Genomic DNA, 14,301 nt, shown 5'->3' on the forward strand with positions numbered 1-14,301 from the left:
GCCCGCGTCGTCAGGGCGTGTGCGGTCAGCCGACGGTCACCGGCGCGACGTCGTTGCCCGGGTTGTCGTCCACCCGCGGGTAGCGGCCGTACGGCTGGACCTCGCCGGGCGTCCCGGAGAGGCTGTCGATGCGCAGGTCGAAGGTGACCGTGTTGCTGGTCCCGGCGGTGAACACGGCCCTTCCCCCGTCGCAGTACCAGGTCTTCGGGGCGTCGTCGCCGTTCTCCTCCTCCTCACTGCCGGTCTGTGAGCAGCGCGGGCTGCCCAGCACGGTGATGCCGGCCGGCGGGGTGAAGTAGAACGCGCCGACCGTGTCGCCGGAGATCGTGCCGTCCGGCACGCCCGGCCCTTCGTTACGGATGCCCACGGTGACCTGGACGGTGTCGCCGACCGCACCGGTGACGGCGGCGCCCTGGGCGACGATGTCGAAGGCGCCGTGCACCGCACGCAGGTAGGTCTGCCCGCCGACGCCGTCGACCTCGACCGGGATCACGCCGAGCGGCTTTCCGACCGGCCGGAGCCGCAGTGCCTGGTCGCTCTCGCGGTGCGTGAGTCGCACACCGCTCGGAAGGGGCCCGGCGGTCGCCAGCGGCTCCACGATCTGGGTGATCCGCTTGTCGCCGAGGGTGGCCGGACCGACCGTGGTGGCGAGCCCGCCGCGCAGCTCGTGCCGCTGGCCGGGCGCGAACGTGCCCCGCACGGTGCAGACGACCACGGTGGCGAGCACCTGGTCGGTGCCGTAGCGGCAGTTGCGGTAGCTGGCCGGGACGAGGCCGACCGGGAAGCGCATGGTGAGCCGCAGGTCGACGGCCGGTTGGTCGCCGGCGTTGACCACGGCCACCGGGGCGGCGCGGGTGTCACCCACGTCGACGCCGTCGACGTACTCGTCGACCATGTCGAGCAGGTCGGGCCCGGACCGCACGGTGATCGTCGCCTGCTGGGTGGACACCTCGGTCTGCTCGCCGAGCGCGGTGTAGGTCAGGGTGCCGGTCGCGCCGTCGACCGCGCCGGGCGCGGCCCGGAACACCACCGGCACCGTGCCGGTGACCGTGCCGAACTCCTCGGTGGCGTCGGCCGGCATCGGGCAGGTGACCGAGGTGCCCTCGGTGACACACGCGGTGGGGAAGGTGGCCGTTGCGACGCCGGCCAGGCCGGTCAGGTCGAGGGTCACCCGGGGTTGGGCCGCGCCGGTGCTGGTCAGGGTCAGCGGAACCGCCCGAGCGGGAGCGTCCGGGCCGCCGACGGTGGCGTCGTAGAGCAGGGCCTCGACCCAGCCGGGATCGTCCTGCGCCAGGGCCGGCGTGGCGGCCACACCGACCGTCGCGGCGCCCACGACCAGCGCGGTGAAGCCGCGCAGGAGCCTGCCCCGTGATACACGCACAGATCTCATCGATCTCCTTGGTGAGGGGGACCGGTCGGCGTCACTTCAGCCCGACCGGCACCCCTGATCCTAGAGATCGCCTATGACAGTTTTCGATCAGTCGATCGGTGCGCGGACACCGTCGGATGGCCTTGATCCACTCCAGATCGCCGACGTGGGGGCAATGCCGGGCGTCGGATGCCGCCACATCGGCGATCCGGTGTCGATCACGATCGACGGCCCACCCACGCGAGCGGGCCGTCGATCACGATCAACGGCCGAACCGGGCTCGGTCGCGGTCAGCCGCCGAACCAGCCCGGCATGTCGAGGCGGAACCAGTTGGTGGCGGCCATCGTGCGCAGGTCGTCCTCGATCGCGGCCACGCGCTCCTCGCCCAGGGTCGCGGCCCACCGTTGCCGTAGCCGATCGAAGATCTCGGCCGAGCGACGGAGCCCGTCGACGCCGCGCGGTGTCATCCGGACCAGCCGTCGGCGGGCGTCGGCGGGGTCGTCGACCCGTTCCAGGTAGCCGACGGCGACCAGCCGGTCGACGGTCTTGCCGGCGGCCTGCTTGGAGATGCCCAGTCGCTGCCCCAGCTCGCTGGCGGTGGTGCCGTCGACGCCCACGGCCTGGAGCACGAACCCGTGCAGCGGGCGCAGCTCGGGGTGCCCTTCGCGGGCCAACTCGGCGTGCAGGTCGTCGATCAGCGTGCGGAAGCCGGCCAGCAGCAGCAGCGGGAGCTGGAAGCCGGGCCGGGACGGCTCAGGGGTTGCCATGTTCGACAACCACGTTTACTATTTCGTCAACCACGTTGACTATCTTAGGGCAGGCAACCATGTCCGTCTTCACCACCCACACCGCCGAGACCGCACCCGCCGCCGCACGCCGGGCCATCGAGGGAGTACGCGGCCGATTCGGCTGGCTCCCCAGCGCGGTGGCTCTGATTGCCGAGTCGCCACAGCTACTCAACGGCTTCCTCGCCGCCAGTGCGGGATTCGAACAGACCAGCCTCGCGCCCGTCGAGCGGGAGGTGGTCATCATGGCCCTCTCCACCTCCCACGAATGCCACTTCTGCGTGGCCCTGCACACCGGCAAGATCACTGAGATCGGCGCGAGCGCCGCGCTGATCACCGCGCTGCGCGCCGGCACGAAGCTGCCCGAGCCGCGACTGGAAGCGCTGCGCCAGTTCACGCTGGCCGTGCTCGAGCACCGGGGCGCGGTGCCCGACGAGGAGCTGGAAGCCTTCCTGGCGGTCGGCTACCAGCCCCGGCAGGCGCTGGACGTGGTGCTCGGGGTCGGGGCGTACACCATGTCCACCTTCGCCAACCGGCTCACCCGCGCGCCGCTCGACCCGCCGCTGGCCGCTCACGCCTGGACGCCGCCCGTGTCCTGAGCGAGCCGCGTTACCGCGACATGCCGGCAGAGGCTGACTCAGGGTCGCGGTTCCGCTACCTTGCGCCAGAAGGGCCGATGGGCCTCCTCGGCAGCGGAAGGTGAGGCGCGGTGACCACGACACTGTCCACAGCGGAAATGATCAGAGACCAGCTCCGGCGGTCCCGGCTCGCGGCCGGGCTCAGCCAGGAGGAGTACGGCAAACGGGCGCACTACTCACCGTCCATGGTGTCCTCGGTCGAGGTGGGCTCGACGGTGCCCAACCTGGCGTACCTGACCCGGGCCGACGAGGTGCTCGACACCGGCGGCCTGCTGGTCTCGCTACGCGAGCTGGGTCGCCGGCACGCCGAGCCGGTGTGGTTCCGCCCCTGGTTGGAGGTCGAGCGGGTGGCCACCCAGTTGCGGTGCTTCGAAGCGACGATGGTTCCCGGGCTGTTGCAGACCGCCGACTACGCCCGCGCGGTGTTCCGGCTCGACCTGGGGCTCACCGCCGAGCGGGTGGAGGAGTTGGTGGCCGCCCGGCTGGAACGGCAGACGATCCTCGACCGGGAGCACCCGCCGCAGCTCACCGCCGTGATCGACGAGGCCGCCCTGCGACGCTTCGCCGAGGGCAACGCCGGGGTGCTGGCCGGCCAGCTCCGGCACCTGGTGGCGTGCGCCCGCCGCCCGCACATCCGGGTGCACGTGCTGCCCCAGGCGGTCGGGCTGCACGCCGGCATGTTCGGGCCGTTCATCCTGGGCCGCACCGCCGACGGCAGTTGGCTCGGTTTTCTCGACAACCAGACCGGCGGCACCGCCGTCGACGAGAACAACGAGGTGGCGACCCTGCTCGGAAGGTGGGAGAGTCTGCGCAGCGACGCGCTGCCCCGGCAGCAGTCCATCGACCTGCTCGAGGAGATCGTGAAGCCATGGATCTGACCGGAGCTCAGTGGCGCAAGTCCACCCGCAGCGGCAACAACAGCGGCGCCTGCGTCGAGGTCGCCGACAACCTGCCCGGCCGGGTGCACGTCCGCGATTCGAAGGACCGCGACGGCGGCGTGCTGACCTTCAGCCCGGCCGCGTGGCGCTCCTTCGTCGAGCTGACCCGCACCCCCTGACCCCAGGGCTCCTGCTCAGGCCGCGTGGTCCGCACCCACTGACCTAACCCGGGCTCGGGCTCAGGCCGCGAGGAAGTCGCGCAGCAGGGCGAGCATCACGTCCGGGCGCTCCTCGTACAGCCAGTGCCCGCAGTCGTCGATCACCTCGCCGCGAACGGTGTCGGCGTACCGGCGTACCTGCTCGGCGACCTGGCCGCCGAGGCTGGCCGCCGCGCCGACGGCCAGCACCGGCATGGTGAGCTTCGTGGCCCGGTACGTCGCGTTGTCGGCGATGTCCCGGTCGAACGCCCGGAAGTGGGCGAAGCTCGCCCGCAGGTGCGCCGGGTCGCGCAGGTGGCCGGCGAACTCCTCGATGTCCGACGCCCTGATGCTGCCCTTGTGCACCATCAGGGCGTCGGTGAACCGGTCCACCCAGAGCGACTCCCGCCCACGGACCAGCTCCTCCGGCAGCCCGTTGTCGAGCGTGAAGAAGCCGAAGTTCCACACCGCCGGCCCGGCCGCGGTGAGCGCGGGAAACGTGTAGATGCTCTCGTCGGGGATCGGCGCCTCGGTGAGCGCCAGCCGGCTCACCCGGTCGGGATGGGCGGCGGCGTACGCGTACGCCACCATCGTCCCCAGGTCGTGCCCGACCACTCGCAGGTCACTGACCAGGCCGAGTTGGTCGAGCAGGCCGTGTAGGTCGGCGGCGACGCTCTTCTTGTCGTACCCGTCGACCGGGGCGTCGCTGTCCCCGAAGCCGCGCAGGTCGGGCGCGACCACCTCGAAGGACCGCCCCAACTCGGGCAGCAGGTGCCGCCACATGTACCAGCACTGCGGGTACCCGTGCAGCAGCACCAGCGGTGGGCCGCTGCCACCACGGACATAGTTCATGGTCATCCGACCGACCCGTGCCCGTTGCTCGGTGAACCCCGCCGGAACCCGATCGCCACCCATCCGCCGCCCCCGTCTGCCGGCTGCCCGGCTACCCGCTCGACCGGCGGCCATGCCTGCGCGCGCCGCGCATGCCTGCGACACTGCGCTCGAACGTTGATCGACCCGGGTTTCCGGAAGTCGGGCCGTCCCCGGCCGCCGGACACCCCGATTTCCGGAAACCCGACCGGACAGGCCGGGGCTCGCCGGGGTCGTCGCGGGTCTCACAGCACCCGGCGTGGGCCGCGCCGCACCCGGTGCGGGAGACTGGGCGACATGGCTCGTGGCTTCCCGTACACCGATCTCAAGGACTTCCTCGCGGCGCTGGAGCGCGCGGGGGAGTTGCGTCGGGTCGACGTCCCCGTCGACCCGACCCTGGAGATCAGCGAGGTGGTCAGCCGCACGGTGCGCGCCGGCGGGCCAGCGCTGCTGTTCGAGCACCCCACCCGGGGTGAGATGCCGGTGGCGATCAACCTGTTCGGCACCGAGAAGCGGATGGCGATGGCCCTCGGCGTCGACTCGCTGGACGAGGTCGGCGCGCGGATCGGCGCGTTGATCAAGCCGGAGCTGCCGGTCGGCTGGTCCGGCATCCGCGAGGGCCTGGGCAAGGTCATGCAGCTCAAGTCGGTGCCCCCGCGCAAGGTCAAGACCGCGCCCTGCCAGGAGGTCGTCTACCGGGGCGACGACGTCGACCTGGGCCGGCTGCCGGGGTTGCAGGTGTGGCCCGGCGACGGCGGGATCTTCCACAACTACGGGCTGACCCACACCAAGCACCCGGAGACCGGCAAGCGCAACCTGGGCCTCTACCGGCTTCAGCAGCACGGCCGCAACACCCTCGGCATGCACTGGCAGATCCACAAGGACTCCACCGCGCACCACGCGGTCGCCGAGCGGCTCGGCCAGCGCCTGCCGGTCGCGATCGCGATCGGCTGCGACCCCGTCGTCTCGTACGCGGCAAGCGCGCCGCTGCCCGGCGACATCGACGAATACCTGTTCGCCGGGTTCCTGCGGGGCGAGCGGGTGGAGATGGTCGACTGCCTCACCGTCCCGTTGCAGGTGCCGGCGCACGCCCAGATCGTCCTGGAGGGCTACCTGGAGCCCGGCGAGCGGCTGCCCGAGGGGCCGTTCGGCGACCACACCGGCTTCTACACGCCGGTCGAGCCGTTCCCGGTGCTGCACATCGAGGCGATGACCATGCAGCGGAACCCGGTCTACCACTCGATCGTCACGTCGAAGCCGCCGCAGGAGGACCACGGCCTCGGCAAGGCCACCGAGCGGATCTTCCAGCCGCTGCTCAAGCTGATGATCCCGGACATCGTCGACTACGACCTGCCGGCCGCCGGGGTGTTCCACAACTGCGCGATCGTGTCGATCCGCAAGCGCTACCCGAAGCACGCGCAGAAGGTCATGAACGCGATCTGGGGCGCGCACCTCATGTCGCTCACCAAGCTGATCGTGATCGTCGACGAGGACTGTGACGTGCACGACTACAACGAGGTGGCCTTCCGCGCCTTCGGCAACGTCGACTACGCCCGTGACCTGCTGCTCACCGAGGGGCCGGTGGATCACCTCGACCACTCGTCGTACCAGCAGTTCTGGGGCGGCAAGGCAGGCGTCGACGCGACCCGCAAGCTGCCCACCGAGGGCTACACCCGAGGCTGGCCGGAGGAGATGACCATGGCCCCGGAAGTCGCGGCCCTGGTCGACAAGCGCTGGAAGGAGTACGGGATCTGATGGCCGTCCTCGACGCACCCGTGGAGAAGCCGGGCCGGGTCAAGTCCTTCCTCAAACTCGTCGCGATCGAGCACTCGGTGTTCGCGCTGCCGTTCGCGTACCTGTCGGCGCTGACCGCCATGCAGGTGAACGGCGGGCACGTGCGGTGGCTCGACCTGCTGCTGATCACCGTGGCGATGGTCGGCGCGCGGACGTTCGCGATGGCCGCCAACCGGATCCTCGACCGGCAAATCGACGCCCGGAACCCGCGTACCGCCGGACGGGAACTGGTCACCGGGGCGGTGAGCGTGCGGACGGCCTGGACCGGCGCGGCCGTCGCGCTCGTGGTGTTCCTCGCCGCCGCCGCGCTGCTCAACCCGCTCTGCCTGGTGCTCGCGCCGCTCGCCGTGGTGCCGCTGGTCGTCTACCCGTACGGCAAGCGGTTCACCAACTGGCCGCACGCCATCCTCGCCATCGCCCAGGCGGTCGGCCCGGTCGGCGCCTGGCTCGCGGTCACCGGCACCCTGGACGGCTCCGGGCCGGCCTGGCTGCTCGGCGCGGCGGTCGGGCTCTGGATCGGCGGCTTCGACCTGATCTACGCCTGCCAGGACTCCGAGATCGACCAGCAGATCGGCGTGCACAGCGTGCCCGCCCGGTACGGTCGCCGCTTCGCGCTGCACGCCTCGACGCTCGCGCACGTGGTGACCTTCGGGCTGTTCGTGTGGTTCGGGGCGCTGATCGGGTTCGGCTGGCTGTGGTGGGTCGGCCTGGCGCTGACCGCCGTCGCGTTCGCCTACCAGCACCTGGTGGTCAGCCCGACCGACCTCAGCAAGGTCAACCGGGCGTTCTTCACCGCCAACGGGTTCGTCGGCATCGCGCTGTTCGTCTTCGCCCTGCTCGACCTGGTGATCCGCCTCGGCCTGCGGCCCTAGCTAGCCGGCCGCGGCCGTCGGGTAGCGGCCGCTCTCCAGGGTCCAGTCGATGGTGCCGCGCACGGCGTACGCGACCCCGTCGAGATGGTCGGTGACGGCCTCGTCCAACGCCGGCCCGAACGACGGCACGGCGGCGCGGAGCGCCACGAACCGCCGCATCGACTCGCGCCAGCGCTCGGCCACCCGCCGTACCGCCTCGTCCGAGGACACGCCCCACTCGGCCTGTGTCGCCAGGACCAGGTTGTGCCCGCCCGAGGTGGCCCGGTCCTTCTCCAGCGAGGCCAGGTCGTTGTACCAGGAGAGCAGGTCGTTGCCGGTGCGGGCGATCTGGCGCAGCAGCGGATGGTGGTAGACCGGATCGGGCAGGGGCCGGCCGCCGACGAACTCCACCAGCGGATACGACACCTCGGCCGCCGAGGTGGCCCGTCGCAGCTCGACGTACTCGTCCACGCCGGGTCGGACGGCGGCCTCCTTGTTGGCCGCCTCCCGCCAGGTGCCGTCGAGGTGCCGGCCCACCGCGTCGGCGAAACGTAGCCGCCACCGGGACGGCATCCGTCTGCGCGGTTCCCGCCAGGCCAGCACCAGCAGTCGCCGCAGCGGCCCGGTCAACCCACCGTGCCGGAGGCGGGGACCGTCGTGCAGCAGTGCCAACGTCCCGTCGCGCAGCGCCCGGATCTGCGCCGGGCTGATTCGGTGCGGGCCGTCGCAGGCGTCGTCGACGAGGAAGAACCAGGTGAAGAGGGCCGTCAGCACCCGCAGGTCGGCCTCGCTGGCGTCCGGGTAGAGCCGTCCCGCGTACCGGGCGAAGCCGCCCCGAGCCAGCCGGTGCAGCGCGGCGTCGTCCAGCGGCATGCCCAGCTCGGGCAGGATGTCGACGAGCCACTGCTGGACCTGGTCGGCGTGCGGCGAGAGCCGGGGTGGGATCGGGCACTCGGCGCGCAGCGCCCAGAGGACCTCGCCGGTCGTCACCGATGCCTCCCGTGCGAACTGCTCCCGGTGCGAATCGCCATCGGCAGCATCGCAGGTCGGCGGGATAACCACCTACCCGGCCGGACAAGTCGGGCGGCTGCGGCGCGGCGGATCGTGGGGTGCCCAGCGGCGCGCGGCGTCGACCAGGCAGGCTGGGGGCATGCGGGAACCATGGGTGGTCGGTGTCTCCGGGGCCTCCGGTACGCCGTACGCGGCGGCCGTCGTCGGCGGGCTGCTCGACGCGGGCGAGCCGGTGGACCTCATCGTGTCCCGGGCGGCCCGGCTTACCCTGCTGGACGAGACCGGGCGCTCGTTCCGCGACGCGCACTGGGCCGAAGACCTCGCGGCCTGGCTGGGCCGGGACCTGACCGGAGCGGACGTACGCCACTGGCCGGCCGGCGACCTGGCCGCCGGACCCAGCAGCGGTTCCTACCGGGTACGCGGAATGGCCGTCGTACCCGCCAGCACCGCGGCCTGCGCCGGCATCGCGATCGGGCTCTCCAAGGATCTGCTGCAACGTGCCGCGGAGGTCAACCTGAAGGAGCGCCGACCGGTCGTGGTGGTGCCCCGGGAGACCCCGGTGACCCGCAGCCACCTGGAGCACCTGATCGCGTTGCACGACGCCGGCGCGGTCGTGCTGCCGGCCAGCCCCGGCTTCTACGGCGCGGGCGCGGCGGCCAGCGCGCAGCAACTGGTCGACTTCGTGGCCGGCAAGGTGCTGGACGCGCTCGGCGTGCCACACACCCTGTTCCGCCGGTGGTCCGGCCAACTCGGCGCGGCCCGGAGCTGAGCCGTCACCTGGGTTGCAGTGGTGCGCGGACCGGACAGGTGTCCGGTCCGCCTGACGTTGTCCGCACCAGTTCAGTACATGCCGGCGTTGGCCGGACCCGGCCCGGTGGAGGCGGCCGGACCCACGTTGCGTGGCTTTCCGACCTCGTCCACCTCGTCCAGCATGCCCTCCCCCTCAAGCAGGGCTCGCACCTCGGATTCCCGAAACCGGCGATGCCCGCCTGGAGTCCGGATGCTTCCTATCCGGCCGGCCGCCGCCCATCTCGTCACAGTCTTCGGGTCTACCCGAAACAGCGCGGCGACCTCACCCGGTGTCAGCAGGCGATCTCCAGTGTCCACAGCCCCCTCCTCGCGTCGACGAAGCCCCTGGCTGAACACACTGCCCCCGGCTGGTGCGAGCCCAGAGCCGTCATGAGGGACGTATGGCAATTACAGCACCAGGGACCTGGCCTGTCCGCCAAACGCGAAAAATGCACTGACTGGGAAGTTAGTAAATGGTACTGGTGCAACCCCTACCTAGACCGTCAGTTTATGAACAGTTACTCACTGTTCTGACCAACGGATGCCGAAGGCCTCGCGTTACGCCCAACGCGTTAAGGTCACTCTCCGTGGACGCCATCGACCTGAGCCTCGTCGACCTGCTGCGCGGCAACGCCCGCCTGTCGTACGCCGAGCTGGCCCGACAGGTGGGCCTCTCCGCCCCGGCCGTGCACGAACGCGTCGGCAAGCTGGAGAGCAGCGGCGTGGTGCTGGGCTACCGGGCGGACGTGGCGCCCGAGGCGATCGGGCTGGGCGTCACCGCGCTGATCGGCATCGTCGAGGACTCCGGCGCGGACTCCGACGACATGCTGGAGTCGCTGCGGGTGCTGCCCGAGATCGAGTCCTGCTACTTCATGGCGGGCGTCGAGTCGTTCCTGCTGAAGGCCCGGGTCGGCACGATCGCCGAGCTGGAGCAACTCATCGTGCGGCTCAACCGGACCCCCGGGGTCGCCTCCACGCGCACCGCCATCGCCCTCTCCACCAAGTGGGAGAACCGCCCCCAGGCGGTCGGTCCGCAGCCCACCTGAGCTGGTTGCTAGGTTTCCGGGCGTGACTCATCTCGACCGGTGCGACGAGGCCAGCCGTAGCTGGGTGACCGAGGCGATTGCCGCCGTCGAGGCCGACGCCAACCGCTCGGCCGACACCCACCTGCTGCCCTTCCCGCTGCCCCGGGCGTGGGGGATCGACCTCTACCTCAAGGACGAGTCGTCCCACCCGACCGGCTCGCTGAAGCACCGGCTGGCCCGCTCACTGTTCCTCTACGGCCTGTGCAACGGCTGGATCGGGCCGCAGACCACGATCGTCGAGGCGTCCTCGGGCTCCACGGCGGTCTCCGAGGCGTACTTCGCCCGCATGCTCGGCCTGCCGTTCATCGCCGTGATGCCCGCCTCCACCTCGCCCGAGAAGATCGCGCAGATCGAGTTCCAGGGCGGCCGGTGCCACCTGGTGGACGACCCGGCGGGCGTGGTGGTCGAGGCCCGCTGGCTGGCCGAGGACTCCGGCGGCCACTTCATGGACCAGTTCACGTACGCCGAGCGGGCCACCGACTGGCGAGGTAACAACAACATCGCCGAGTCGATCTACGCGCAGTTGGAGCTGGAACGACACCCCATCCCGGCCTGGATCGTGGTCGGCGCCGGCACCGGTGGCACCAGCGCCACCATCGGCCGGTACGCCCGCTACCGCCGCCTGGCCACCAAGCTCTGCGTCGTGGACCCGGAGAACTCCGCCTTCTACCCCGCCTGGGTGGCCGCCGACTGGTCCGTACGCACCGGCAAGGGCTCCCGCATCGAGGGGATCGGCCGGCCCACGGTCGAGGCGTCCTTCCTGCCCTCGGTCGTGGACCGGATGGTCCAGGTGCCGGACGCGGCCTCGCTGGCCGCCATGCGCGCCGGCTCGACGGTGCTCGGTCGTCGGGTGGGCGGCTCCACCGGCACCAACCTGTGGGGCGCGTTCAGCCTCATCGCCGGCATGCTGGCCGAGGGGCGGACCGGCTCGGTGGTCAGCCTGATCTGCGACGCCGGTGACCGGTACGCCGACACGTACTACTCCGACGACTGGGTCGCCGCCCAGGGCCTCGACCTGACGCCGCACGCTGCGACCGTCGAGCGCTTCCTGAGCAGCGGCGACTGGCCCGCCTGAGCTGCCTGTCCGGTCCGACGACGGGCCCGCGCTGCCGTCAGCGGGGGTCGATCCGTTCGGCAAGACCGGGATAGCGCACCACGTACCCGTCGGCGTCCAGGTCGATATCGGCCGTGAAGGTGCCGCTGGCGAACCGTACCCGGCCCGGACCGAGCCCGGTGTAGATCTGCTCGGCCGGCACCACCTCCAGGCCCGGCAGCAGCACCCACGCGACCGTGATCCGGCGCGGCATGTCGGCCGGTCCGCGGGTCAACCCGAGCCGGCGTACCGGAAGGGCGTTGAACAGCGGCGAGCCACTCAGATCGACGTCGAGCGCGTCGGCGAGGCGATCCGGGTCGTCGGTGCCGGGCAGGCCGGCGCGCGGGTGTCCGGCCCCGACCAGTGCGGCATCCAGGTCGCCCTGCTCGGCGGTGGTGACCCGCCACCGGGACGTGGCCCGCTCGAGGGTCACGCGCCGAAGCCAACCCGACCCCTCGGCCTCGACCTCGACCCGGGCGGTGCTCCCGTCGGGCGCGGTCGTCAGCCGGTAGCGGGCGGTGAACGGAATCGGATCGACGGCGAGCACGGTGCCGCGCGCCGACAACGCGTCGCCGTCGTCGAGCAGGGCATGTTCGCTGCCGGCGGTGTCCGTCCGGGACCAGAAGATCGACTTGGTCATGGTCGCCATGAGCCGGACGTTACGCGACCCGGACGCGGTCGGCAGCGCATGCGCGAACGCCGCCGCGGAGCACAAGCTCCGCGACGGCGTTCGGCGTGGATCGGAAGATCAGTGGGTACGCGCCGGCGGCCGCCCGCCGAAACCCCGCCGATCATCACGCGGTCGGTCGTCCCGACCACGGCCCTCGGAGCGGTAGCCGCCCCGGCTGTCGCGGTCCGGGAAGCGCCGCTCACCCCGGTCGCCCCGGTCGGCCTGCGGCCGGTCGCCGTAGCGGCGCTCACCGGTCGGCCGGTCACCGTACTGCCGGTCACCCTGCGGGCGGTCACCCTGCGGGCGGTCGCCGAAGCGGCGCTCGCCCGTCGGCCGGTCGGCGTAGCGGCGCTCGCCCTGCGGGCGGTCGCCGTACTGTCGGTCGCCCTGCGGCCGGTCGGCGTAGCGGCGCTCGCCCGTCGGCCGGTCGCCGTACTGTCGGTCGCCCTGCGGGCGGTCGCCGAAGCGGCGCTCACCGGCCGGTCGGTCACTCCGGTCGGTCTGCGGGCGGTCGCCGTAGCCGCGACTGTCGCGATCGGCGTACCGGCGCTCGCCGGTGGGCCGATCGCCGTAGCGGCGCTCGCCCTGGGGACGGTCGCCGTACTGCCGGTCGCCCGTCGGCCGGTCGCCGAAGCGGCGCTCGCCGGTGGGCCGGTCGCCGTAGCGGCGCTCGCCCTGCGGGCGGTCGCCGTACTGCCGGTCGCCCGTCGGCCGGTCGCCGTACCGGCGCTCGCCCTGGGGACGGTCGCCGTACCGGCGCTCGCCCTGCGGCCGGTCGCCGAACCGGCGCGGGCCGCCGGAGCGGTCGTCGAACCGTCGGCCACCGCCGGAGCGGTCACCGAAGCCGCGCGGCTCCGCCTCGACACGAACCGGAACGCCGCTGGGCTCGCGGGCGCCGATCAGCTCCGCCAACACCGGGTCGCCGACCCGGACGCGGGTCTCGGCCGGCGCGACGCCGGCCTTCTCCATCATCGCGAGGGTGGTACGGCGCTGCTTGGGCAGCACCAGCGTGGCGACCGCGCCGGACTCGCCCGCGCGGGCGGTACGACCGGCACGGTGCAGGTAGTCCTTCGGGTCCTTCGGCGGGTCGACGTGCAGCACCAGCGTGACCCCGTCGACGTGGATACCACGGGCCGCCACGTCGGTGGCGACCAGGACGTTCATCCGACCCTCACGGAACTCGGCGAGGGTCTTGGTCCGCATCCGCTGGGTCTTGCCGCCGTGCAGCCCACCGGCCCGCACGCCGACCGCGGCCAACTGGTCGACCAGCCGGTCGACGCCCATCTGCGTACGCGCGAACACCATGGTCCGTCCGTCCCGCGCCGCGATCGAGGCGGTCACCGGAAACTTGTCGTGCGGCGGGATCAGCAGCACGTGGTGGTCCATGGTGGACACCGAGGCGGTGGACGGCGCGGTGGAGTGCGTCACCGGGTCGTTCATGAATCGCTTGACCAGCGCGTCGACGTCGCCGTCCAGAGTGGCGGAGAAGAGCAGGCGCTGACCGCCGGCCGGCGTCTTCGCCAGCAGTTCGGTCACCTCGGGGAGGAAGCCCATGTCGGCCATCTGGTCGGCCTCGTCGAGCACCGTCACCTCGACGTCGTCGAGCTGGCAGATGCCCCGTTCGATCAGGTCGCCGAGCCGGCCCGGGGTCGCCACGATGATCTCCACGCCCCGCCGGAGCGCGTCGATCTGGCGGTCGTATGGAACACCGCCGACGGCGGTCTTCAGGAACACGTTGAGCGCCTTGCCCAACGGCAGGAGCGCGTCGTTGACCTGCATGGCCAGCTCGCGGGTCGGTACCAGGACCAGGGCGCGTGGCCGCATCGGACGCGCCGGACGCCCGGCGGCGACGCGGGCCAGCAGCGGGAGGCCGAAGGCGAGGGTCTTGCCCGACCCGGTCTGCCCACGACCGAGCACGTCCCGCCCGGCGAGGGCGTCGGGGACGGTGGCCTGCTGGATCGGGAAGGGTGCGGTGATGCCCTGTCGGGCCAGAGCGCGAACCAGCGGCTCGGGCAGGCCCAGACCGGCGAAGTCGATCGACTCGGCGGTCTCGGCCGAAACGGCGTCAGACGTCTCGGGGGCGTCGATCGTCACGGGGGCGTCGGACGTCACGGGGGCGTCGACCGCCGTCGTGGCGGAATCGAAAACGGACGGAACGGTGCTGGGGTCAGCAGAGGTGGTCAACAAATGCCTTTCAAGCGGGGCGCATCTTCGCGATGGCCTGCCGCGGCTGTGCCGCCGGATCGCCCGCAAGATCGCCCATGGGCGCAC

Annotated in this window: 15 protein-coding genes; 8 read left to right on the forward strand and 7 right to left on the reverse strand. The window is 72.0% G+C overall.

Going from position 1 to position 14,301, the window contains the following annotated elements; genetic code table 11:
- Positions 1–25: 25 nt before the first annotated feature.
- Together ACQP03_RS01720 and ACQP03_RS01725 are read right to left on the reverse strand one after the other, a co-directional pair.
- A complete protein-coding gene (locus tag ACQP03_RS01720; protein ID WP_433459974.1) occupies positions 26–1,381 on the reverse strand; it encodes a hypothetical protein in 1,356 nt (451 codons plus the stop codon).
- Positions 1,382–1,659: 278 nt separating this feature from the next.
- Complete coding sequence (locus ACQP03_RS01725) at positions 1,660–2,136, reverse strand: MarR family winged helix-turn-helix transcriptional regulator (protein ID WP_357133730.1); 477 nt, start codon at positions 2,134–2,136, stop codon at positions 1,660–1,662.
- A 59-nt stretch (positions 2,137–2,195) separates the two neighbouring features.
- On the opposite strand from ACQP03_RS01725, the gene ACQP03_RS01730 reads away from it, so the two are divergent.
- From ACQP03_RS01730 to ACQP03_RS01740, 3 genes are all read left to right on the forward strand, one after another.
- A complete protein-coding gene (locus ACQP03_RS01730; protein WP_357133728.1) occupies positions 2,196–2,753 on the forward strand; it encodes a carboxymuconolactone decarboxylase family protein in 558 nt (185 codons plus the stop codon).
- A 137-nt stretch (positions 2,754–2,890) separates the two neighbouring features.
- The gene (locus ACQP03_RS01735) at positions 2,891–3,670 is read left to right on the forward strand and encodes a helix-turn-helix domain-containing protein (RefSeq protein WP_357133847.1); all 780 of its coding nucleotides are present in this window, start codon (positions 2,891–2,893) and stop codon (positions 3,668–3,670) included.
- Complete coding sequence (locus ACQP03_RS01740) at positions 3,661–3,849, forward strand: DUF397 domain-containing protein (protein ID WP_357133726.1); 189 nt, start codon at positions 3,661–3,663, stop codon at positions 3,847–3,849. The genes ACQP03_RS01735 and ACQP03_RS01740 overlap by 10 nt, the downstream gene beginning before the upstream one ends.
- Before the next feature lie 60 nt (positions 3,850–3,909).
- On the opposite strand, the gene ACQP03_RS01745 is transcribed toward ACQP03_RS01740, so the two are convergent.
- Positions 3,910–4,725: an alpha/beta fold hydrolase gene (locus tag ACQP03_RS01745; RefSeq protein WP_357171600.1), complete on the reverse strand. Its 816-nt coding sequence runs from the start codon at positions 4,723–4,725 to the stop codon at positions 3,910–3,912.
- A gap of 309 nt (positions 4,726–5,034) precedes the next feature.
- Between ACQP03_RS01745 and ACQP03_RS01750 the strand changes: the two genes are divergently transcribed.
- Entirely contained in the window at positions 5,035–6,492 is a 1,458-nt protein-coding gene (locus ACQP03_RS01750; protein WP_357171599.1) for a menaquinone biosynthesis decarboxylase, read from the forward strand.
- Positions 6,492–7,403, forward strand: coding sequence for a menaquinone biosynthesis prenyltransferase MqnP (gene mqnP, locus ACQP03_RS01755; protein ID WP_433459978.1), 912 nt, complete (start codon positions 6,492–6,494; stop codon positions 7,401–7,403). Before ACQP03_RS01750 ends, mqnP begins: the two co-directional genes overlap by 1 nt.
- Here the strand turns inward: mqnP and ACQP03_RS01760 are convergent, their stop codons facing one another.
- Entirely contained in the window at positions 7,404–8,372 is a 969-nt protein-coding gene (locus ACQP03_RS01760; protein ID WP_357133718.1) for a terpene synthase family protein, read from the reverse strand.
- Positions 8,373–8,532: 160 nt separating this feature from the next.
- On the opposite strand from ACQP03_RS01760, the gene ACQP03_RS01765 reads away from it, so the two are divergent.
- Positions 8,533–9,162: a UbiX family flavin prenyltransferase gene (locus ACQP03_RS01765; protein ID WP_355048303.1), complete on the forward strand. Its 630-nt coding sequence runs from the start codon at positions 8,533–8,535 to the stop codon at positions 9,160–9,162.
- Positions 9,163–9,233: 71 nt separating this feature from the next.
- Here the strand turns inward: ACQP03_RS01765 and ACQP03_RS01770 are convergent, their stop codons facing one another.
- The gene (locus ACQP03_RS01770; RefSeq protein ID WP_007454516.1) at positions 9,234–9,500 is read right to left on the reverse strand and encodes a BldC family transcriptional regulator; all 267 of its coding nucleotides are present in this window, start codon (positions 9,498–9,500) and stop codon (positions 9,234–9,236) included.
- 269 nt (positions 9,501–9,769) lie between these two features.
- Here ACQP03_RS01770 and ACQP03_RS01775 point away from each other — a divergent pair, with 269 nt between their 5' ends.
- Together ACQP03_RS01775 and ACQP03_RS01780 are read left to right on the forward strand one after the other, a co-directional pair.
- The gene (locus tag ACQP03_RS01775; RefSeq protein ID WP_357133716.1) at positions 9,770–10,228 is read left to right on the forward strand and encodes an Lrp/AsnC family transcriptional regulator; all 459 of its coding nucleotides are present in this window, start codon (positions 9,770–9,772) and stop codon (positions 10,226–10,228) included.
- A gap of 22 nt (positions 10,229–10,250) precedes the next feature.
- Positions 10,251–11,342 (forward strand): PLP-dependent cysteine synthase family protein, encoded by a 1,092-nt coding sequence (locus tag ACQP03_RS01780; protein WP_357133714.1) that lies wholly within the window; start codon positions 10,251–10,253, stop codon positions 11,340–11,342.
- 37 nt (positions 11,343–11,379) lie between these two features.
- On the opposite strand, the gene ACQP03_RS01785 is transcribed toward ACQP03_RS01780, so the two are convergent.
- Both ACQP03_RS01785 and ACQP03_RS01790 read right to left on the reverse strand, forming a co-directional pair.
- Positions 11,380–12,000, reverse strand: coding sequence for a putative glycolipid-binding domain-containing protein (locus ACQP03_RS01785; protein WP_357133845.1), 621 nt, complete (start codon positions 11,998–12,000; stop codon positions 11,380–11,382).
- 108 nt (positions 12,001–12,108) lie between these two features.
- Positions 12,109–14,124, reverse strand: a complete 2,016-nt coding sequence (locus tag ACQP03_RS01790; protein ID WP_433459983.1) for a DEAD/DEAH box helicase — start codon at positions 14,122–14,124, stop codon at positions 12,109–12,111.
- Between the last annotated feature and the right edge of the window lie 177 nt (positions 14,125–14,301).

Origin of the sequence: Micromonospora sp. CA-248212 (assembly GCF_050948405.1) — a bacterium.
GTDB lineage: Bacteria > Actinomycetota > Actinomycetes > Mycobacteriales > Micromonosporaceae > Micromonospora.

Excerpts from the sequence above, each read along its gene's own strand:
- ACQP03_RS01725 (WP_357133730.1), bottom strand. The coding sequence starts at position 2,136 with ATGGCAACCCCTGAGCCGTCCCGGCCCGGCTTCCAGCTCCCGCTGCTG.
- ACQP03_RS01730 (WP_357133728.1), top strand. The coding sequence starts at position 2,196 with ATGTCCGTCTTCACCACCCACACCGCCGAGACCGCACCCGCCGCCGCA.
- ACQP03_RS01735 (WP_357133847.1), top strand. The coding sequence starts at position 2,891 with ATGATCAGAGACCAGCTCCGGCGGTCCCGGCTCGCGGCCGGGCTCAGC.
- ACQP03_RS01740 (WP_357133726.1), top strand. The coding sequence starts at position 3,661 with ATGGATCTGACCGGAGCTCAGTGGCGCAAGTCCACCCGCAGCGGCAAC.
- ACQP03_RS01745 (WP_357171600.1), bottom strand. The coding sequence starts at position 4,725 with ATGACCATGAACTATGTCCGTGGTGGCAGCGGCCCACCGCTGGTGCTG.
- ACQP03_RS01750 (WP_357171599.1), top strand. The coding sequence starts at position 5,035 with ATGGCTCGTGGCTTCCCGTACACCGATCTCAAGGACTTCCTCGCGGCG.
- mqnP (WP_433459978.1), top strand. The coding sequence starts at position 6,492 with ATGGCCGTCCTCGACGCACCCGTGGAGAAGCCGGGCCGGGTCAAGTCC.
- ACQP03_RS01765 (WP_355048303.1), top strand. The coding sequence starts at position 8,533 with ATGCGGGAACCATGGGTGGTCGGTGTCTCCGGGGCCTCCGGTACGCCG.
- ACQP03_RS01785 (WP_357133845.1), bottom strand. The coding sequence starts at position 12,000 with ATGACCAAGTCGATCTTCTGGTCCCGGACGGACACCGCCGGCAGCGAA.